The sequence below is a fragment of the Streptomyces sp. ISL-66 genome (genome assembly GCF_018614135.1).
In the GTDB taxonomy this organism is placed as follows: domain Bacteria; phylum Actinomycetota; class Actinomycetes; order Streptomycetales; family Streptomycetaceae; genus Streptomyces.
The window spans coordinates 18,438-39,104 of the sequence record NZ_JAGGOW010000095.1; the positions used below are offsets into that span (position 1 = coordinate 18,438).

Genomic DNA, 20,667 nt, shown 5'->3' on the forward strand with positions numbered 1-20,667 from the left:
ATGCTGTTAACAAATTGGATGTCGCGTAATATTGACGCTCGCTAGCAAAGCGACATACTTGCTTCATTCTCCCGCTGCCCCCAGATTGAGGTGCCGCCCCATGGAGCTCTCCCCATCCGCGCACGCGGACTCCTTCTGCCGCGATCGGCTCCCGCCCTTTCCCCTCTGGCCCGAACTGCACTTCGACCTACCGGAGTTGCACTACCCGGACCGACTCAACTCCGCCCAGCGCCTGCTCGACGACGCGGTCGAACGGTGGGGTCCGGACCGCCCCTGTCTGCTGACTCCCACCGAGCGGTGGACCTACGGCGAACTGCAGCATCGCGCCAACCAGGTCGCCCAGGTCCTGACCGAGGACTTCGCGATCCGGCCCGGAACCCGCGTCCTGCTGCGCGGTCCGAACAACCCCTGGCTCGTGGCCACGTGGTTCGGGGTGCTGAAGGCGGGCGCGGTTGCCGTCACGACGATGCCGCTGCTGCGCGCAACGGAACTGTCGGAACTGAGCGGCATCAGCCGGCCGGCCGTCGCCGTGTGCGACCACCGCTTCCTCGGTGAACTCGTCGCCGCCGATACCCCCGGGCTCGCCGTGATCGCCTACGGAGGCGCCGGCGAGGACGACCTGGCGCAGCGCTGCGCGGGCAAGAGCGGCCGGTTCGTCAATGTCGATACCGCCGCGGACGACGTGGCCCTCATCGCGTTCACCTCGGGAACGACGGGCCGCCCGAAAGCCACCCTGCACTTCCACCGGGACATCCTGGCGAACGCGGACACCTTCTCCCGTCACGTGCTGAAGCCACACCAGGACGATGTGTTCACCGGAACACCACCCCTTGCGTTCACCTTCGGACTCGGCGGCCTGGTGGTCTTCCCCCTGCACGTGGGAGCCGCGACGCTGCTGATCGAGCAGGCCGGACCGGAGCAGCTGGCCGATCTCGTCGCGGAACACCGCGTCACCGTGCTGTTCACCGCTCCCACCGCCTACCGGGCGATCATGGCGGCCGGAGCGGTGGACAAGCTGTCCGGACTGCGCCGGTGCGTTTCCGCCGGGGAAGCGCTCCCCGCGCAGGTGTGGGAGGAGTTCCATGCCGCCACCGGTCACCGCATCATCGACGGCATCGGTGCCACCGAAATGCTCCACGTGTTCATCTCCGCCGCCGACCAGGACATACGTCCCGGCTCAACCGGCAGACCCGTGCCCGGCTACCGGGCCAGAATCGTGGACGAGCAGGGTGAGCCGGTAGCGGACGGGCAGCCCGGTCTACTGGCCGTCACCGGCCCCACGGGCTGCCGGTACATGGACGACCCGCGCCAGAGTACGTACGTGAGGGACGGCTGGAACGTCACCGGTGACACGTACATACGCGACCAGGAGGGCTACTTCTGGTACGTCGCCCGCAGCGACGACATGATCGTCTCATCCGGCTACAACATCGCCGGGCCCGAGGTCGAGAAGGCTCTGGCGGCCCACCCCCATGTCGAAGAGTGCGGCGTCGTCGGCGCCCCGGACAGCAAGCGCGGCATGCTCGTGAAGGCGTACGTGATCTTGCGGCCCGGCGTCCAGGCGAACGAGGCGACCGCCAAGGAACTCCAGAACCACGTCAAGCGGACCATCGCGCCCTACAAGTATCCGCGCGCGATCGAGTTCGTCACGGAACTGCCGCGCACCAGCAACGGCAAGCTCCAACGCGGCGAACTGCGCAGGCGAGCCCACTCCGCTGCCTCCTAGCGCCCACCACCGGTCCTCCCCCGCACGCCGCCTTCCGCCCGAACGAAAGACACCACCATGACCGCTACCGCCCCCCACGAGGAACCCGCCTCCGCGGACAGCTGCTCCGCCGGATGCCCGGAGGCGCGCATAGAGAATCTGCCCAGCGTCGTGGTCGAGCGCCGGGTGGAGTGGCAGGACACCGACGCGGCCGGCCACTACCACCATTCCACGGTGGTGCGCTGGGTCGAGGCCGCCGAGGCGGTCCTGCTGCGGCGCCTGGGGCTCGCCCATCTCTTCGGCAGTACTCCCAGAGTCCACTTCGAGGCGGACTACCGGGCACGGCTGTGGTTCGGCGAGACCGTGCGTACCGAACTGCGGGTCACCAAGGTCGGTACCAGCTCCTTGCATTACGCCTTCACCGTCCGGGGTGAGGGGGATGAACCGGCAGCCACCGGACGCATGATCATCGCCCACTCGGCCTCCCGTGCCACCGGATCCACCGCCTGGTCTGACGACGTGCGTGAAGTCCTCACCGCTGCGGGCCCGCAGGCTCCGGAGCTGTACGCGTGACCGGGGACACCCACCTCAATATGTTGCTTACTTGACGATCGCCAAATCTGCGACATATCTTGTTTTCAGAACCACTAGGAGGAACGCCGTGCGCGTAGCAGTTATCGGAGGAGGGCCTGGCGGGCTGTACTTCGCGGCCCTGGCCAAGCAGCTCTCCCCGAATTGGGAGATCACCGTCTGGGAGCGCAACGCGCCCGACGACACGTTCGGCTTCGGCGTGGTCTTTTCCGACGAGACGCTCGACGGCATCGCGCAGGCGGATCCCGACGTATTCGATGCCATGTCCGAGGACTTCGCCCGCTGGAGCGACATCGACGTCCGCTACAAGGGCCAGGTGCTCACCTCCGGCGGCCACGGCTTCGCCGCGCTGGGACGCAAGCGCCTGCTGCAGATCCTCCAACAGCGCTGCGCCGCCCTCGACGTGGACGTCCGCTACCGCACGCAGGCCCCGCCGGTCGAAGAGCTCTCCGCCCAGTACGACCTGGTCGTCGCGTGTGACGGGGTCCGCTCGGCGTCCCGCGCCGCCTACGCCGACACCTTCGGACCGGACCTCGACGAGCGCAACTGCCGCTACATGTGGCTCGGCACCGACAAGGTCTTCGAAGCCTTCACCTTCATCGTTGCCGAGGGGGACTTCGGGACGCTGCAGGTTCACGCCTACCCCTTCGACGACAGACGCTCCACCTTCATCGTCGAGATCGACGAGGAGTCCTGGCGACGTGCCGGCTTCGAAGAGTTCGCAGCCCGCGACTACCCGCCCGGGACGAGCGACGGGGACAGCATCCGGCTCTGCGAGGAGATACTCGCCGACCATCTCGACGGCCACCGCCTGCTGCCCAACAACTCCAAGTGGATCAGCTTCACCACCGTCCGCAACGAGACGTGGCGCCACGGCAACGTCGTCCTCCTCGGGGACGCGGCCCACACCGCCCACTTCTCCATAGGCTCCGGCACCAAGCTCGCCATGGAGGACTCACTCGCGCTCGCCGCCTGCCTCCACGAGCACCAGGACGTCGACGCCGCCCTCGCCGCGTACGAGGCCGAACGCAAGCCGGTCGTCGAATCCACCCAGCGAGCCGCCCAGGCCAGCCTCGAATGGTTCGAAAACGTCGGACGCTACACCGGCCAGGACCCGCACCAGTTCGCCTTCAACCTCCTCACCCGCAGCCGACGCGTCACCTACGACAACCTGCGGATACGCGACGAGGACTTCACCGACGCCGTCGACGCCCGCCACGCCCTGGAGACTGCCTCCTCAGTCGCCCTGCCCGGCAGGGCGACCGCCCCCCCGATGTTCCGGCCGTTCCGTCTGGGCGGCCTGCGCCTTCGCAACCGCGTCGTCGCGCCTCCCATCGCCCTCTACACCGCACGTGACGGTGTGCCGGGCGACTTCGACATCGTGCACCTCAGTACCCAGGCCATCGGTGGCTCGGGCCTGGTGTTCGCCGGCATGACGGCCGTCAGCCCCGAGGGACGCTCCACGACCGGCTGCCCCGGCCTGTACACCGCCGAACAAGAGGCCGCTTGGAGCCGTATCGCGGAGTTCGTCCACCAGCAGTCGGACACCTGCCTGGGCATCCAGCTCACCCACGCCGGCCGCCGCGCGGCCACCCATACGCCCCGTCCCGACGGCAGCAGTACGCCGCTGGGCGCCGAGGGCTGGCCCCTGGTCGCTGCCTCCCCGCTGGCCTGGGACGCGAACAGCACCGTGCCGCGCGAAGCCACGCGCGCCGACATGGATGCCATCGCCGGCGACTTCGTCACCGCCGCCGCTCGTGCTGACCGGGCCGGCTTCGATGTCCTGGAACTCCAGTACGGCCACGGCCACCTGCTGTCCGGCTTCCTCTCTCCGCTCACCAACACGCGCAGCGACGAGTACGGGGGCACCCTCGCCGGCCGGATGCGATTCCCCCTGGAGGTACTGCGCGCGGTCCGCGAGGTCTGGCCCGCGGGAAAGGCGCTCGTCGTCCGCGTCTCTGCCACCGACTGGGCCGAGGGAGGCACCAGCGAAGCCGACACCATCGAGATCGCCCGCTCTCTCTCGGAGGCCGGAGCAGACGCGATCGACGTCTCCACCGGCGAGGTCGTCGCCCACCAGCGTCCGAGCTACGGTCGCAGCTATCAGACCCCGTACGCCGACCTGATCCGCAACGCAACAGGCGTCCCGGTCATCGCGGTCGGCGCGATCTCCACGTACGACGACGTGAACTCGATCATCCTGGCCGGGCGGGCAGACCTCTGCGCCGTGGGGCGCGCCCAGCTGCACGACCCGCTGTGGACCCTGCACGCTGCGGCCGCCCAGGGCTACAGCGGTGCGGCAGCCCCCTGGCCGGCGTCATGGAAGGCCGGTAGCGGCCGCCCTCCGGGCGCGCGCTCCGACCGCATCCCGCCGCGCCTTCAGCTGCTGCGGGAGCCTTCCGCTCCCGTGCACCAGCGCTGGCTTCCCCTCGTCCAAGCCCGCGCCGTCGCTGCCGCGGCCCACTGAACCGGAGGGACTCGATGGAGAACCTGCCCCGCTTCACCGCGGCCGCCGTCCAGGCCGCCCCCGTCTACCTCGACCCCGCCGCCACCGTCGACAAGGCGATAGCCCTCATCGCCGAGGCGGCCGCCCATGGCGCCGAACTCGTCGTGTTCCCCGAGGTGTTCATCCCCGGATACCCGTACTGGAACTGGACGATGAACCCCGTCCAGGGCTCCCCGTGGTTCGAGCGTCTCTACCGCTCCTCCATCGACATCCCCGGGCCGCACGTGGATGCCCTACGCGCAGCAGCCCGCCAGCACGGTGTCGTCCTCGTCATCGGTGTGAACGAACGCGGCCCCCACAGCCTGGGCGTCCTCTACAACACGCTGCTGACCATCGGCCCGGACGGCGAACTGCTCGGCGTGCACCGCAAACTGGTTCCGACCTGGGCCGAGAAGCTCACCTGGACCGGCGGCGACGGAAGCTCCCTGAAGGTCCACTCCACACCCGTCGGGCCGCTCGGTGCGCTCGCCTGCGGGGAGAACACCAATACGCTGGCCCGCTTCACCCTTCTCGCACAGGGCGAACTCGTCCACGCGTCCTGCTACATCTCCCTCCCGGTCGCCCCCGCGGACTACGACATGGCCGACGCCATCGCCGTACGTACAGCTGCCCACAGCTTCGAGGGCAAGGTCTTCTCCGTCGTGGCCTGCTCGACGATCTCCCCGGAGATCGTCGACACCATCGCCGGCGACGACGAGGACCTGCGCCGCATGCTCGCACGGCCCCGCAGCGCCCTGTCAGGGATCTTCGGCCCCGACGGCCGCCCCGTCACCGAACCCCTCATCGACGAAGAGGGCATCGTGTACGCGGAAATCGACCTGGCCAAGTGCATCCAGCCCAAGCAGATGCACGACATCGTCGGCCACTACAACCGCTTCGACATCTTCCAGCTCCACGTCGACAACCGCCCTCGCACCCCCGTGACCTTCGCGACCGATCCCACGCATGCGCCGACGGCACCCGCCACAGCGCCCCTCGCCACCGGACACACCAGCACCACGAAGGAGGAAGCATGACCACCGAGCATGACGACACCATGCTGGGCAGGGCCCGGGTGTCCGACACCCCCGAGCTCACCGCCTACTACGGGGAACTGGCCGAACTCGAAGCCGGCGCGCTGTGGACCGTCGCCAACGACATCGAACCGTGGTACCCCCAGCCCAAATCCGTCCCCGTGCTGTGGCGTTACGACGAACTGCGACCCCTGGTACGCAAGGCACTCGACCTGGTCAAGGCGGACGACGCCGGCCGCCGCGTGGTCATGCTCGTCAACCCCGGCCGCAAGGACGTCAGCGCAGCCGCCGGACTCCTCTACACGGGCCTGCAGATCATGGGCCCCGGCGAGGCCATGACCGCCCACCGCCACCAAGCGGCCGCGCTGCGGTTCGTGCACGAAGGCACCGGAGCGTGGACCATCGTCGACGGGCAGAAGCTCAAGGTGGCCCCCGGCGACTTCGCCATCACCCCCAACGGAACCTGGCACGAACACGGCAACGAGTCCGAGGATGCCCCGGTCATCTGGCAGGACGGCCTCGACATACCGCTGGTCAACGCTCTGGACGCCGGCTTCTACGAGGTCCACCCCGACCTTCACCAAGTCCCCGGAAAGGTCATCAACTCCTCGGTGCTCAGCTACGGCGGGAACCTGCTGCCCTACGGAGCGGAGAAGTGGACCCGCCCCTACTCCCCCCTGCTGGCCTTCCCCTGGGAGCCGACCTATGAGGCCCTGCGCAACCTCGCGAAGGCCGGCGAAGGATCGCCGTACGACGGTGTGATCGCGGAGTACACCAACCCCCTCACCGGCGGCTCGGTCATGCCCACGATGGGTGCCCACATGCAGCTTCTGCGGCCGGGCCAGGCCACCCGGGCCCACCGCCACACCGGCTCGGTCATCTACACCGCGGCCAAGGGCCACGGCTACTCCGTGATCGCGGGACAGCGCTTCAACTGGAAGAAGGGCGACATCTTCTGCGTGCCGTCCTGGGCCTGGCACGAGCACCACAACCTCGACCAGGACGAGGACGCCTGCCTCTTCTCCTTCAACGACTTCCCCGTGATGCGCTCGCTCGGCTTCCACCGCGAAGAGGCATACACCGAGAACGGCGGGCACCAGCCCACCGCCTGAGCCGCGGCGCCGTACCGCAAGCCGCCGGCCCTGACACCGGCAACCGGTACGGCGCCGCATCACACCAGCGGCGGTTCCACCCCGCGCCGCCTCTGGAACGGGGTGGTCGCCGAGCCCCTGAGCCCTGTGGCCACCCCAACCTCCGAAGATTTCCATCACACCCGCAAGGAGCACCGATGCGACTGGTGACCTACACCCTCAACGACGGACCGCACCTGCTCGGCGCCCAGGTCGACGACGAGCACATCGTCGACCTCGCCGTCCTGGCCGAACGAGCCGACGTCGAACTCCCCCTCGACCTCCTGTCGTTCATTCAGGCCGGCGACCCCGCCCGGGAAGCAGCGCAGCACCTCCTGGCGGACGACCCCACCGGATGGCCGACCGAGGCAGTCCGCAGGATCAGCGAGGTGTCGCTGCGCGCCCCGCTGCGCCCCGGCAAGATCATCGGGGTGGGGCTGAACTACGTGGAGCACGTCGCCGAATCCAGCCGCAGCCTCGACACCGACAAGGAACTTCCCCCCAGGCCGGTTCTCTTCAGCAAGCCCGCCACCGCCGTCACCGGCCCCGGGCAGCCGATCCTGCACAACGCCGACCTGACCACCCAGCTCGACTGGGAATGCGAGCTCGCCGTCGTCATCGGCCGCACCGCCTTCCGCGTCAGCGAGGAAGAGGCGTACGACCACATCTTCGGCTACAGCATCGTCAACGACATCAGCGCCCGCGATCAGCGCCGCTCCGGCCAGTGGTTCTTCTCCAAGGGCCAGGACTCCTACGCCCCCTTCGGTCCCGCCGTCGTCACGGCCGACGAGATCACCGACCCCATGGCACTCGACCTCTCGCTGCGCGTCAACGGCGTCACCAAGCAGAAGTCCAACACCCGTCACATGCTCTTCCCCATCGCCCGCCTCATCGCCGACATCTCCTCGGGCGTGACGCTGGAGCCGGGCGACGTCATCGCCACGGGTTCCCCGTCCGGTGTTGGTGCCGGCATGGTTCCGCCGGAGTTCCTCAACCCCGGCGATACGGTCGAAGCCACCGTCGAGGGCATCGGCACGCTGGCCAACCCCGTCATCGACGCCCGCTGACCACCACACCCCTGACGAAGGACCCCTCCGTGTCGCACCGTACCTACCGCATCGGCCAGATCGTGCCGAGCTCCAACGTCACCATGGAAACCGAAGTCCCGGCCATCCTGCGCGCCCGCGAGGCCATCGCGCCGGAACGCTTCACCTTCCACTCCAGCCGCATGCGCATGACCCACGTCACCCCCGAACAGCTCAAGGCCATGGACGCCGACTCCGACCGCTGCGCCGTGGAACTCTCCGACGCCCACGTCGACGTCCTCGGCTACGCCTGCCTCGTAGCGATCATGAGCATGGGCCTGGGGTACCACCGCACCTCCGAGGCCCGCCTGCACGAGCGAACCGTGGAGAACGGTGCACCCGCCCCCGTCGTCACCAGCGCAGGAGCCCTGGTACACGGCCTCGGCACTCTCGGCGCGAAGAAGATCGTACTGATCGCCCCCTACATGCGTCCGCTCACCCGAACCGTCGTGGACTACCTCACCGCCGAAGGCATCGAAGTCCTCGACTACACCGCCCTGGAGATCCCCAACAACCTCGACGTCGCCGCACACGACCCGGCCCGGCTGCCGGGCCTCGCCCGCGCTCTGGACCACAGCGACGCCGACGCCGTCGTACTCTCCGCCTGCGTCCAGATGCCCTCTCTCGGCGCCATCGACGAAGCAGAACAGCTCCTGGGCAAGCCCGTCGTCTCCGCGGCGGTCTGCACCGCCCACCAGATGCTCCGCGCCCTCGATCTTCCGGCGGTCGCACCCGGAGCCGGCCACCTGCTGTCCGGCGCCTACGCGTAAGCACCGCTCGTGCAGGGAGGAGCCGCGCGGACCGTAATCCCGTAGCCCTGGGCCACCCGGGCGGTGCACCGCCCACCAGGCTCGATAGGATCGCGATCGCATCCCACGGAAGGCGATCATGTCGGACAGCACCCCTAGGCCCAGCTCGTTGATCAACACGATTTATGGGGCATTCCTGCGACGCCTCGGCGGCTGGATCTCCATTGCCGACTTGATCACTTTGATGTCCGAACTGGACGTCGAGGGGCCGGCAGTCCGCTCGGCGATGTCCCGGCTGAAGAAGCGCGGCGTCCTGGTGCCGGAGCGGCGCGGCGCAACCGGTTACGTGCTCAGTCCGGCGGTCCATGCCGTCTTCGACGAGGGCGACAGGCGCATCTTCAACAGCCTCGAACCGGCCTCGCTCAGCGACGGATGGGCGATGGCCGTATTCTCCGTGCCCGAGTCCGAGCGCTCCTACCGCTACCAACTGCGCACCCGACTGACGTGGCTCGGCTTCGGGAACATCGCCCCAGGCGTGTGGCTGGCGCCCGGCCGGCTCCTCGACGACGCACGCGGCATGCTCGAACGCCTGGAACTCAGCGACTACGTCCACCTCTTCGCCGCCGACTACGCCGCCTTCACCGACCTGCGGACCAATGTCAGCTCCTGGTGGGACTTTCCGGCAATTCAGACACAGTACGCGGCCTTCGTCGATACCTACGCCCCTATTGCCGAGCGGCTCTCCCAGCCCGGGGAAGTCGACACTTCTGAAGCGTTCCGCAGTTACGTGCCGATGCTGACCCAGTGGCGCCGTCTGCCCTACCTCGACCCCGGACTGCCCACCGAACTGCTTCCCGCCGACTGGAACGCGGTCACGGCACGCCTCGTCTTCCAGAAGCTGCACGACGTGCTCGCCGAACCGAGCAGGCTCCACGTCCAGAAGGTCACAGGGCTGCAGGATCAGCTCGCTGGGCCCTGACCTTTTCTAGACGGATATGGGCGGCCTATTTTTCGGTTGCCACGAGTAACCGCAATGAACGCGCTCCACTTCGACGGGGGCGCCAGACACCGGCTGCGCGGGGGCAGAGCCGGGAACGGCGTTACAACGGCAGCCGAGTTTGCGGCCGTTCGTGCGGCGGTCGGCTCCCCGCGCCCGCCTCTACAGCCAGGCCTTCATCGAACCCATGAAGCCTTCCAGGTCGTCCCGGTGGATGCAGTGCCCGGCGCCGGGAACCACCGCGAGATCGAAGCCGCGCTCGCGCAGCAGGGCCGCGGCCGGGTCGTCGATGGTCAGGCTGGGATCGGCGAGCTGCACCAGCGACGGGACAGTCGGGCTTTCGGGCAGGTAATCCCCGTCAAACCGCGCAACGCTGTCCAGGAAGCGCCGGTCGAACAAGGCGAACCCGGCGACCTCCGCTGCCGCATCCGCCGCCGACCAGCGAGGGTTCGACACCTGGACCGTTTCGCGTGTGGCCTGGTCAACCATGGCGCGCATGAACTCGAGCGCCCGCGGAGGCAGAGCGCCGAGACGGAAGCCCGGGTCGCTGTACACGACACGCTGCGGCCTCAGCCGCTCTACCGCCAGGGCCAGCGCCAGGCCACCGAGGGAGTGACCGATCGCGAGGTCTGCCCCCGCCGGAAGGCTCTCGGCAAGGTCGTCCGCAAGAAGTTCCGGCCGGTACTCCCCCCGATCGCTGGCGCCATGGCCCCGCAGATCAGGTGCCACCACGTGATAGCCGCGTTCCACGAGCCGGCCCTCCACCGCGTGCCAAGTGCGATGATCCGCCATCCCCCCGTGTATCAGCAGGGCGACCTTGTCGCCCGCTCCTCGCTCGTGAACGTGGAGTTTCATGCTTCCCCCTGGACGGATCCCGCTAACACGTGTAATCAAGTGTCCTGAAACCATCGCGGCAGGGCAAGAGGTGGGAGCGAAAAGCCGCGAAGCGACGCCGCCCCGCTCACCGGTCGATTGAAGGCTGGTGGCGGGCCGGGTACACAGGGGCCGCTCTCGGGCGACGTACCCCGTTGGCGGATAGACCTCGTTGTCCACAGCACCCGGCCCCACCCGCACGCCCCTGCCGCCTGTCAGGCGCAGGCTCTGAAGCCCTGGACGACCGACCAGTTGCACCACACTCCCTATGAGGTGAGCATGGCAATTTTCCGGTTGGTGGCAAGACGGCTGCTGTCGTCTGCTCCACTGTTGTTCCTCGTTTCCGCCCTCACCTTCGTGCTGGTGTCCCTGGTCCCCGGCGACCCGGCCCGCACGATCGTCGGCCAGCACGCCACGGTCGGCCAATACGACGCTGTGAGAGCGCAGTTGGGCCTCGATGAGCCGCTGACGGTGCAGTACTGGGACTGGATGGTCCGCGCTCTGCACGGCGACCTCGGATCCTCCCTGTTCAGCGGGGAAGCGGTGACGGCAGTGCTGAACGCGCGGCTGCCCGTCTCGCTCTCCCTCATCGTCGCCGGCACCGCGGTGTCCGGGATCCTGGGGGTGTCACTGGGGGTACTCACCGCTCGGCGAGGCGGCTTCCTCGTCAAGATCGTGGACGCTCTCTCCCTCGTCGGCCTCGCGGTTCCGGCCTTCTGGTTCGCACTCGTACTGATCGCGATCTTGTCCGTGAAGCTGCGCTGGTTCCCGGTCACCGGGTACGTGCCTCTCTCCGAGGATCCCGCTCAGTGGGCGCGCTCGCTGGTGCTGCCCGTGGCCTCTCTGTCACTGGGCACGGTGGCCGTGATCGCCAAGCAGACCAGGGACTCGGTACTGGACACCCTCGGCCGGGACTTCATCAAGGTGATGCAGGCCAACGGCTTCTCGCAACGCTCGATCCTGTACCGCCACGTGCTGCGCAACGCCGCCCTCCCGGTGGTGACGGTTGTGGGCGTGGTCCTGATCAGCCTTCTGGCCACCGCGGTGTTCGTGGAGACCGTGTTCGCGATGCCCGGGCTCGGACTCCTGACCCAGCAGGCGACCCTCCAGCACGACATCCCCGTCATCCAGGGAGCCGTGCTCTACATCACCGTGCTGGTCGTGCTCGTCAACCTGCTGGTCGACCTTGCCTACCGCCAACTCGATCCCAGGGTGCGTACTTCATGAACATGCCGAAGAGAGCAGCGGCAGTCAACGCCTCCACAGGGCCGGGCCTTGCGCGACGTGTACTGCGGCGACCGGCGGGCGCGGTCTCTGCGGGCTGGCTCGCGCTGCTGACCCTCGCCACCATCGGGGCGTCTGTGCTCGCCCCGCACGGCCCGCTCGATCAGGATCTGAGCCGTGTCCTTGCGGGACCGTCGGCGAACCATTGGCTGGGCACCGACAACCTGGGCCGCGATCTATTGAGCCGGCTTCTGTTCGGCGGCCGCTCCACGCTGTTGGCCGTGGCCGAGGCGCTTGCCGTCTACCTGCTCATCGGAGTGACCTTGGGACTCGCGTCGGGATTTCTCGGTGGCTGGGTGGACTGGCTCACCACCCGAACTGCGGACCTGTTGTTCGCGCTGCCAGGCATCATCATCGTCCTCGTCGTACTGTCCCTCTTCCCCGGCAATCTGCACGCCGCGATGGTCACTTTCGCCATCCTCGGCAGTCCGGGCATGATCCGCGTTCTGAGGTCGCAAACTCTCAGCGTCCGCGAGGAGCTGTACGTCGCCGCGGCCAAAGTCGCCGGCCTGACACGCGCTCAGACTCTGCGGCGGCACATCCTTCCTCGCCTAACCAGCATGGTGATCGTCCAGGCGGCGCTCTTCGCCGCGATCGTCGTCATCATCCAGGCGGGACTCGGCTTCCTGGGACTGGGCGCACAGCCGCCCCATCCCTCATGGGGCGGTCTGGTGGCCGACGCCTCGCAGGCCATCGACCGGGCTCCGTGGATGCTCGTCCCCGCTGGTGTCCCGTTGGTTATCACTGTCCTGGCTCTCGGAATACTCGGCGACACGATCCGCGACGCGGCCATCGAGCGTTGGTCGGTCTCCAAGATGGCCGGCCCCCGCCATTCGCGCCCGGTGCGGACGGTCGGCGAGCCCGTCACCACCGAGGACGCCGACGACCCTGACCCCAGGGCGCTGCTGTCCGTTCGAAACTTGTCGATCGAGATCGCCGGAACGCCCGTCGTCCAGAACGTGAGTTTCGACGTCCGCGCGGGCGAAACGCTGGGCGTGGTGGGCGAGTCGGGTTGTGGCAAGTCGGTCACCTCACTGGGCATCCTCGGCCTCATACCCGGAGGCGGCAGGATCACCGGCGGCCACGTGGTATTCGACGGCACCGATCTCGCGGGTACGCCCGCGGCCCTCACGGAGGTCCGCGGGTCCGGGATCGCGTACGTATCTCAGGAACCCATGGTCGCCCTCGATCCCACTTACACCGTGGGGCACCAGCTCGCCGAGGCCGTCAGGCGCCACCACCGTTGCAATGGCCGTGCCGCGCGCGACCGAGTGGTAGAGCTGCTGACATTGGTCAACATCCCGGACCCGCCGGCCGTCGCCAAGCGCTACCCGCACCAGCTTTCCGGGGGCATGGCGCAGCGCGTCGCGATCGCCCTGGCCCTCGCCGGTGATCCGAAGCTGCTGATCGCGGACGAGCCGACCACCGCGCTGGATGTGACCGTGCAGGCCGAGATCCTCACGCTCCTGCGCAAGCTCCAGGCGGAGACCTCCATGGCGGTCCTGATCGTCACCCACGACTGGGGAGTGGTTGCCGACCTGTGCCACCGCGCGGTGGTGATGTACGCCGGCCAGATCGTGGAACAGGCGGACGTCGAGGCCATGTTCACCCAGCCCTTCCACCCCTACACCGCTGGACTCCTCGCCGCCAACCCCCACCTGGCAGGCGACGGAGAAGCCCTCCCGACCATCCCGGGCACCGTCCCCGCGCCGCGCGACTGGCCCTGCGGATGCCGCTTCGCTGCCCGCTGCACTCTGGCCACCGACGCGTGCACCAGCGAGCCGATCGCCCTCACCCAGCCGACGCCGGACCGGCTCACCCGGTGCATCCACTCCCATCGGCTCCTCCCGGAAGGCGTCCACTCATGAGCAGTCCGCCCATCCTGGATATCCGGGACCTGACAGTCGAATTCCATCAGGGCCGCCGCCTCCCACCTCTGCGCGCCGTCGACGGTGTCTCCCTGAGCATCGCCCAAGGAGAGACGGTCGGCCTCGTCGGCGAATCCGGATCAGGTAAATCCACCATCGGCCGCGCCGTCCTAGGACTCACCCCCGTCCACGCGGGTCAGATCCAATTCGAGGGCACCGACATCACGCGCGCCCGGCCACGCAGCCGACGGGAGCTCAGCGCACGCCTACAAGTCGTCTTCCAGGACCCGTACTCCTCCCTTAACCCCGCTCGGACGATCGGCCAGACCCTGGCCGAGCCCCTGCTGGTCCATCAAAGGCTCGATCACCGGGAAACCGCGATCCACATCGCCGACATGCTGGAACGGGTCGGCATGCCCGCCGACACCGCCGACCGATACCCCGGCCAGTTCTCCGGCGGGCAACGACAGCGCATCGCCATCGCCCGCGCCCTCATGCTCCACCCCAGCCTGGTCATCTGCGACGAACCGGTCAGCGCCCTGGACCTGTCCATCCAGGCCCAGGTCATGAACCTGCTGGCCGAGCTGCAACGCGAACTCGCCCTCAGCTACCTCTTCATCGCCCACGACCTTCCGGTCGTTCGTCACCTCTCGCACCGCATCGTCGTCCTCTACCGCGGACAGGTCATGGAATCCGGGCCCGCGCCCGCGCTGTACGCCGATCCCGTACACCCCTACACCCACGCCCTCCTCGAAGCCGTACCCGAACCCGACCCGCGCGCCCAGCGCGCCCGCCGGACGGCCCGCACCGCAGCTCCCTCCACGGGCGCGCCCGCATGGGATGGATGCGCCTTCGCCCACCGTTGCCCGCTCGCCATCGACACGTGTCGCCGAGAGCGGCCACTCCTCCTGCCCCTGACCACGAGCCCAAGCGCGGACACGAGCCCCGCGCAGCGCCTCGTGGCCTGCCACCGATCCGCAGAGCTCCACCCGCCGACCGACACCCGGAAGAACCAGCCGCTCGACGATCAGCCCACGGCCGTGGGCCCCACAGGTAAGGAAGCGCCATGTTCAGCAAGCGAATAACCAGTGGCCTCGCGACACTGGCGGTACTCGCCGCCTCTGCCACGGCGTGCACCGGATCCGGGTCGGGCACCTCGGCCGGCGCGTCCGGCGGCCAGGGCGACACGCTCACCGTCGTGTCCCTCAGCCCGCCCGCGAGCCTCGACCCCGCCAAGGCGAACGTGGGCTCCGACAACTGGTTCGTCAACCTCACCTACGACACCGTCCTTCGCCAGGGCAAGGACGGCAAGGCCGGCCCGGGACTGGCCACACAGTTCGGCTACGTCGGCACCGGCAACAAGGACTTCGAGTTCACGCTGCGCGGCGGCCTGAAATTCGCCGACGGCACCCCTCTGGATGCCCAGGCGGTAGCGGCCTCACTGGACTACAGCCGGAAGAACGGCCTCAACGTCTCCTGGACCTCGGCAATCGAATCGGTCACGGCAACCGGCCCCCTCACCGTACGGATCCACTGCTCCAGCCCGAACCCCATGCTGCCCCAGCTCCTGACCCAGCTGCTCATGATCGGTTCGGTGATCAGCCCCAAGGGCCTGGCCGAACCGAAGCAGATGGGTACCGAGTCCTTCGGCGCCGGCCCGTACGTCTTGGACACCGCGAACACCGCTTCCGGTGATCACTACACGTACAAGCCCAACCCCCACTACTGGGACAAGGCGAAGATCCACTGGAAGAAGGTGGTCATCAAGGTCGTATCCAACCCGAACTCAGGTCTTCAGGCCGTCAAGACCGGCCAAGCCGACGCGATGGCCGTCACCGCCAACCAGGTCGACACAGCGAAGTCCGGCGGGCTCGACGTGGTCGGTTCGCCCAACGTGTTCCTCGGTGTCAACCTCGCCGACCGGGACGGAACCCTGGCCAAACCGCTCGCGGACGTACGAGTCCGGCAGGCACTCAACTACGCCGTCGACCGCGACGCCATCACCAAGGCAGTGGTCCAGAAGTACGGTCACTCCACCAGCCAGATCTCCCTCCCCGGCCTGGACGGATTCGCCGCCGACTACGACAGCCACTACACCTACGACCCCGCCAAGGCCAAGCGACTCCTGGCCGAAGCCGGATACCCCAACGGATTCTCCTTGAAGGTCGAGACGCAGGGATTCTTCGGCATCGACCTCGTCACCCAGGCCGTCGTTCAGCAGTGGAAGAACATCGGTGTCACCGCCGACGTCACCACCGACACCAGCATCGGCCAGTGGCTGACCAACGCCACCTCCAAGAAGTACCCCGCCCTCGGCTTCGGCTACGGCGGCGCAACCAGCTACGCGCTGTCCCTGGACTGGATGCTGCCGCATCCCACCGCCTTCAACCCCTTCGCCAGCTCCGACCCCAAGCTCACCGACATGCTCGCCGCCGCCGCGGCCGCCGAACCGGACAAGCAGCCGGCCCTCTACCAGGACGCCATGCGCTACACAGTCGACCAGGCATGGTACGTCTCCGTCATGCGCATGGACGGGCTGTACGCCTTCAACAGCAAGAAGCTGACCGGATTCGAAACCGCGCCCAGCTACCTTCCCGACCTCGCCTGGGCCGTGGCACCCAAGTAGGCCCAACCCACATCTGTATCCGTCTCCCAACGGCGTGCCGGAGCCAACTCCGGCACGCCGTCCGCGTCCACGGCGAGGAAGCCCAAGTGATCATTCGAACGGCGCACGGCCCCGTGGAGGGCACCACCAGTGAGGGCGTCAGCTCCTTCAAAGGCATCCCGTTCGCCGCGCCCCCGGTCGGGCCGCTGCGCTTTCGGCCACCCTCTCCGCCAGAGCCTTGGGCGGCGGTACGTCCCGCAACACACTACGGCCCCGCCGCTGTCCAACCGCGCGACGTCCTGCTGGAGGGGATGTTCGGCCAGCCGGCGTTTCCGACCGACGAGGCGTCCTGCCTCACCCTCAACATCTGGACCCAGGGCCCCCACGGTCCGGTCCGGCCCGTCATGGTGTGGCTGCACGGCGGGGCGTTCCTCACCGGCTCCGGGCGGGACTCCGTCTTCGATGGAAGCCGTCTCGCACGACACCACGACGTGGTTGTCGTCACCCTCAACTACCGTCTCGGCGCTCTGGGGTTCCTCTATCTCAAAGACCTGCTGGGCAGCCAGTATGCGGAGTCTGGGAACGTCGGTCTTCTCGACCAGGTCGCCGCTCTGGACTGGGTCCGCGACAACATCGCGGCCTTCGGCGGAGACCCGGCCAACGTCACTCTCTTCGGTCAGTCGGCTGGGGCGATGAGTGTTGCGTCACTCATGACCATGCCGTCCGCGGCCGGGCTATTCCAGAAGGCCATCGCCCAGAGCGGAAGCGCCGAGTATGCGCATACGACGGAGCGTGCCACAGACGTGACGCGACAGATGCTCGCAGCGTTGTCCATACCGGAAGAGGCAGCTGGCGCACTCCTCGACGTCCCGGCGGTAGACCTCCTGAACGCGCAGCAGGGCGTGAGCGAGGCAATGCGTACCCGTGGCGACGGCCTGGGGCTGCCCTTCGCCCCCGTCGTCGACGGCTCGGTGTTGCCAAGGGTCCCGCTCGAAGCAATCCGCAATGGCGCCGGCGCGCGCATCCCGCTTCTCCTGGGTACCAACCTTGAGGAAGGGCGTCTGTTCCTCATCGGACCGGGGGCGCCGACGATGGACGAGGATTCACTGTCCGCCCTCTTCGACGCCGCCTATCCCGACCCCATCGCAGCCCGTGAAGCGTTCCAGGTGACGGGACAAGACGCGAGCCCCTCGGGACTGTTTGCCGCCTTGATCGGGGAGCAGATGTTCAGAGCGCCAGCCGCCCGACTCGCCGAGGCACACGCGTCCATCACCCCCGATGTGTGGCTCTACCTGTTCACCTGGCGCTCCAGCGCAAGGAACGGCGACCTGGGCGCCTGCCACTCATTGGAGCTCCCCTTCATTTTCGACAACCTCGACCAGCCTGGTGTTCACAAGTTCACGGGCCTCGAACCGCCAGCGGAACTGGCTCACACTATGAGCTGTGCCTGGGCAGCCTTCGCGCGAGGAGGTAGCCCCCACCCTGACTGGAATCGGTTCGACGCAGACGCTCACTGGGCCATGACCTTCGACGAGGACTCCCGTCCGGTCGCCGATCCGCTGCGCCCCGTACGCCGGCTGTAGACACTGCGTCCCCGTCTCGATCGGCGGCATCGAAGAACACCTCAGGCCTGGCGAGGTCCGCCGCCTGGCCGAGCGCCTGTGGCACGAACATCTCGCGGAGCATCTGGAGAAACTCGCCAGGAATGACCCCCAGCGAGAGCTCGCCCTCCTGGCCGGCAATTCGTACAGCCACGCCTGGGGGTTCGCCTTCGGTATCGCTGCGGCATGCAGGCACCCCGAGTGGGTCGCCGTCGGCGTACGCAAGAAGGGACAGACACCGCCGAACAGCCCTGCCCTACCGCCCGAAGTCGTGCAGGTGACCATCGATGAACTCGAGGATCTGCCTCGCACTCATCCTCGGGTAAAGGTCGTGTGCGCACCCCTGAGCCTGGTGTCCCGTGGACTGAACATCCTCGTGCCCGGGACGGACCTCTCTGCGCTCGCCTCGGTCTGGGTGGGAGTACGCCCAGTGACCCACGTCCACTCGCCATCCGTCTTCTACGCCAGCATCAACGCGCAAGGCACCTCGGTCGGAGTTCCCGGCCCCGACCCCGCCGCCATGCTCCAAGCCAAACGCCGCGAAGCACACAAGCGCAAGGATCTCCTGCTTCGCACCGATCCCCGCTTCTCGCGCATGCCTCGCTTCCTCAAGGCCGAGGTCCTGGCGGGAATCCTCGTCGAACTCATCCAGCTCGCCGGCCGCGCCCGCCGAGGCGGCACGCCGGTCGAGCTGTACCTCGTTGACCACGCCTTCTTCAATCTAAGCCTGGGATGCGACTTCCCTGGCCTCCTGAGGACGTACTACACCTCCCTCGAACCCGGGCAGCAGCAGATACTCCGTCGCATCTACGGATCCACCTCACCGCCTGGCTGGACCTCGCCCACGGCCGTGATCCGCTGCCCGGTCCTGTCACCCTCCTGCCCGCCCCCACCACCGGGAGTCCCTCATGAGCACCCCTGAATCACGACTGGCCCTCCTCACGTGCCCCCTCGACCAGAACTCTGTGGGCACCGCATGGCTCTACCGCTTGCCGGAAAAGGTCGACGGCGCCTGGTTCGCTCTGCGCGATCGGTACTACGGCACCACCGGTTCCAAGGTGAACCTGCCGTATGCCGGACTCCTGACCGTCCTACGGGCAAGCGGCCACACAAGCGCGTCCCTGCATCCGCCGAGCAAGGAGAACCCGCCGCGCTACCTCGCCCTCTCCCGGGAACTCGACGCCAACCATCTGCGCAACGTGATCGCACTGTGGGAACAGGCACTCCTGCTCACACCGCGCGAGGACATCACACTCAACTACCCCAGTGAGCTAGCCGACCTGATCTCTTCGGTCCAGCCCGAGCAGGTCGCCCTGTGGGACCACATCCGCCGGGGCGACACTTGCGTGGACGCGAAAGGCTGGGTGTTTGATGCGGCCAACTGGAATCTCACCCAGAAGCTCGCCGGCACCCCCCTGGAGGTCGACGGATGCAAGATCTCCCTGCGGGCCGACACCGAGAACAACCTGCTGGCATGGGAGGCAGAACACCTCTGGCAGAGCACCTGGCAGGCTGCCCGACCGACAAGGACGAGAACGCTCTTCCCAACCACTTCGCGGCTCAGCCACACACTCCGCGGTGCTCGGTCCGCCTGGCTGGCCCCCAAAGCCAGTACAGGTCAGCGCGTCCTTCCCCTGGGCTTCAAGCGAGTTGGCGGAAGTTCCGGGGCCGGAATCGGAGCGCCGTCGTAGCCCTTGACCTCGCCGTAGCGGGTGCCGTTCATCCAGTCTTCGCGGAAGCCCGCGATGTCCTCTTGGGACCGTCCGATCCAGTTCCAGAACATCACGATCTCCTCCTCGAACGGCTCCCCGCCCAGCAGCATCAGGCCCGCGTCGGAGAGAGCGCGCAGGGGGAGGTCCGTGCGGCCGCAGCCGAGGTAGAGCATCGAGCCCGGGAGGACCGGGACGCCGTCCACGTGGGCTTCGCCCGACATCGACAGGACGGCGTACTCGAAGTCCGGGTCCAGCGGGAGGCGGGTCTCGGTGCCCGCCGCCAGGGCCAGGTCCGCGCCGACGATGGGGCTGTACGCCGTACCGGGCGAGGTCGCCGTGTCCAAGGTGCCCAGGATGACGGTCGCCGTCAGGCCGGGGGCGGTGACCTGCGGGAGCTCCGCGTGGTGCTGGAAGTGCGGGGCCACGTCGCGGTGCGCGTCCGGGAGGGCCACCCACAGCTGCGCCCCGTGCAGGAAGCGGGCGTGGGGGCGCGGGCTCTCCTCGGAGTGGCTGATGCCGAGGCCGGAGGTCATGAGGCCGAGCTCGCGCGGGCGGATCGTCGCCAGGCTGCCGACGCTGTCGCGGTGCAGCACCTCGCCCTCGTGGAGCCAGCTCACGGTCTGAAGGCCGGAGTGGGGGTGGGGGGCCACCGCCATGCCAGGCTCGTCGGCGATGTCGTCCGGGCCGTAGTGGTCGACGAAGCACCAGGCACCGACCATGCGGCGGCCCAGGTTCGGCAGGAGTCGGCGTACCTCGGTGGATTCGCCGAGCTTGACGGCGCGCGGGCTCAGGAGCTCGCGCACGGGCTCGGCTACGACGAAACCACGGCCGCCGCAGGTGGCGAGAGCGGGCTGGCGATCGAGATTGCTCATACCGCACAACTTAGTCCCGTCGGCGGCGCCACGGTCAGTGGAATGTACGTCCGGTTCATCGTGTTGGAGCAGGCGG

At 68.1% G+C, this 20,667-nt stretch carries 17 protein-coding genes; 15 read left to right on the forward strand and 2 right to left on the reverse strand.

The features are described 5' to 3' along the window. The first annotated feature begins 100 nt into the window (after window positions 1-100). The 8 genes from J7E97_RS18575 to J7E97_RS18610 all read left to right on the forward strand — a co-directional run bounded on the left by J7E97_RS18575 (window position 101) and on the right by J7E97_RS18610 (window position 9,758). A complete protein-coding gene (locus J7E97_RS18575) occupies window positions 101-1,726 on the forward strand; it encodes a benzoate-CoA ligase family protein (protein WP_215028453.1) in 1,626 nt (541 codons plus the stop codon). Window positions 1,727-1,783: 57 nt separating this feature from the next. After that, on the forward strand, window positions 1,784-2,278 hold the full coding sequence (locus tag J7E97_RS18580) for a thioesterase family protein (RefSeq protein ID WP_215028455.1): 495 nt from the start codon (window positions 1,784-1,786) through the stop codon (window positions 2,276-2,278). Between the two features lie 88 nt (window positions 2,279-2,366). After that, window positions 2,367-4,763, forward strand: a complete 2,397-nt coding sequence (locus J7E97_RS18585) for a bifunctional salicylyl-CoA 5-hydroxylase/oxidoreductase (RefSeq protein WP_215028457.1) — start codon at window positions 2,367-2,369, stop codon at window positions 4,761-4,763. Between the two features lie 14 nt (window positions 4,764-4,777). Further along, window positions 4,778-5,818, forward strand: a complete 1,041-nt coding sequence (locus J7E97_RS18590) for a carbon-nitrogen hydrolase family protein (protein WP_215028459.1) — start codon at window positions 4,778-4,780, stop codon at window positions 5,816-5,818. Next, a complete protein-coding gene (locus J7E97_RS18595) occupies window positions 5,815-6,927 on the forward strand; it encodes a cupin domain-containing protein (protein WP_215028461.1) in 1,113 nt (370 codons plus the stop codon). The genes J7E97_RS18590 and J7E97_RS18595 overlap by 4 nt, the downstream gene beginning before the upstream one ends. 176 nt (window positions 6,928-7,103) lie before the next feature. Then, complete coding sequence (locus J7E97_RS18600; protein ID WP_215028463.1) at window positions 7,104-8,012, forward strand: fumarylacetoacetate hydrolase family protein; 909 nt, start codon at window positions 7,104-7,106, stop codon at window positions 8,010-8,012. An 83-nt stretch (window positions 8,013-8,095) separates the two neighbouring features. Then, window positions 8,096-8,800 carry an Asp/Glu racemase gene (locus tag J7E97_RS18605; protein WP_215028529.1) on the forward strand — a complete coding sequence of 235 codons (705 nt, stop codon included), beginning with the start codon at window positions 8,096-8,098 and terminating at the stop codon, window positions 8,798-8,800. Between the two features lie 118 nt (window positions 8,801-8,918). Next, entirely contained in the window at window positions 8,919-9,758 is an 840-nt protein-coding gene (locus J7E97_RS18610) for a PaaX family transcriptional regulator C-terminal domain-containing protein (RefSeq protein WP_215028465.1), read from the forward strand. 180 nt (window positions 9,759-9,938) lie between these two features. Here J7E97_RS18610 and J7E97_RS18615 read toward each other — a convergent pair whose 3' ends face one another. Beyond that, a complete protein-coding gene (locus J7E97_RS18615; RefSeq protein WP_215028467.1) occupies window positions 9,939-10,631 on the reverse strand; it encodes an alpha/beta fold hydrolase in 693 nt (230 codons plus the stop codon). 297 nt (window positions 10,632-10,928) lie between these two features. Here J7E97_RS18615 and J7E97_RS18620 point away from each other — a divergent pair, with 297 nt between their 5' ends. The 7 genes from J7E97_RS18620 (at window position 10,929) to J7E97_RS18650 (ending at window position 19,698) form a co-directional block, all read left to right on the forward strand. After that, a complete protein-coding gene (locus J7E97_RS18620; RefSeq protein ID WP_285428400.1) occupies window positions 10,929-11,876 on the forward strand; it encodes an ABC transporter permease in 948 nt (315 codons plus the stop codon). Next, window positions 11,873-13,801, forward strand: a complete 1,929-nt coding sequence (locus J7E97_RS18625) for a dipeptide/oligopeptide/nickel ABC transporter permease/ATP-binding protein (protein WP_251054774.1) — start codon at window positions 11,873-11,875, stop codon at window positions 13,799-13,801. The genes J7E97_RS18620 and J7E97_RS18625 overlap by 4 nt, the downstream gene beginning before the upstream one ends. After that, a complete protein-coding gene (locus tag J7E97_RS18630) occupies window positions 13,798-14,886 on the forward strand; it encodes an ABC transporter ATP-binding protein (protein ID WP_215028468.1) in 1,089 nt (362 codons plus the stop codon). Before J7E97_RS18625 ends, J7E97_RS18630 begins: the two co-directional genes overlap by 4 nt. Beyond that, complete coding sequence (locus J7E97_RS18635) at window positions 14,868-16,427, forward strand: ABC transporter substrate-binding protein (protein WP_215028470.1); 1,560 nt, start codon at window positions 14,868-14,870, stop codon at window positions 16,425-16,427. Before J7E97_RS18630 ends, J7E97_RS18635 begins: the two co-directional genes overlap by 19 nt. Window positions 16,428-16,513: 86 nt before the next feature. Further along, entirely contained in the window at window positions 16,514-17,989 is a 1,476-nt protein-coding gene (locus J7E97_RS18640; RefSeq protein WP_215028472.1) for a carboxylesterase/lipase family protein, read from the forward strand. A gap of 370 nt (window positions 17,990-18,359) precedes the next feature. Further along, a complete protein-coding gene (locus tag J7E97_RS18645; protein ID WP_215028474.1) occupies window positions 18,360-18,929 on the forward strand; it encodes a hypothetical protein in 570 nt (189 codons plus the stop codon). Further along, complete coding sequence (locus J7E97_RS18650) at window positions 18,916-19,698, forward strand: pPIWI_RE module domain-containing protein (protein WP_215028476.1); 783 nt, start codon at window positions 18,916-18,918, stop codon at window positions 19,696-19,698. The genes J7E97_RS18645 and J7E97_RS18650 overlap by 14 nt, the downstream gene beginning before the upstream one ends. Here J7E97_RS18650 and J7E97_RS18655 read toward each other — a convergent pair. Beyond that, a complete protein-coding gene (locus tag J7E97_RS18655) occupies window positions 19,626-20,591 on the reverse strand; it encodes a pirin family protein (protein WP_215028478.1) in 966 nt (321 codons plus the stop codon). The two genes, J7E97_RS18650 and J7E97_RS18655, sit on opposite strands and share 73 nt — an antisense overlap. Window positions 20,592-20,667: the final 76 nt, after the last annotated feature.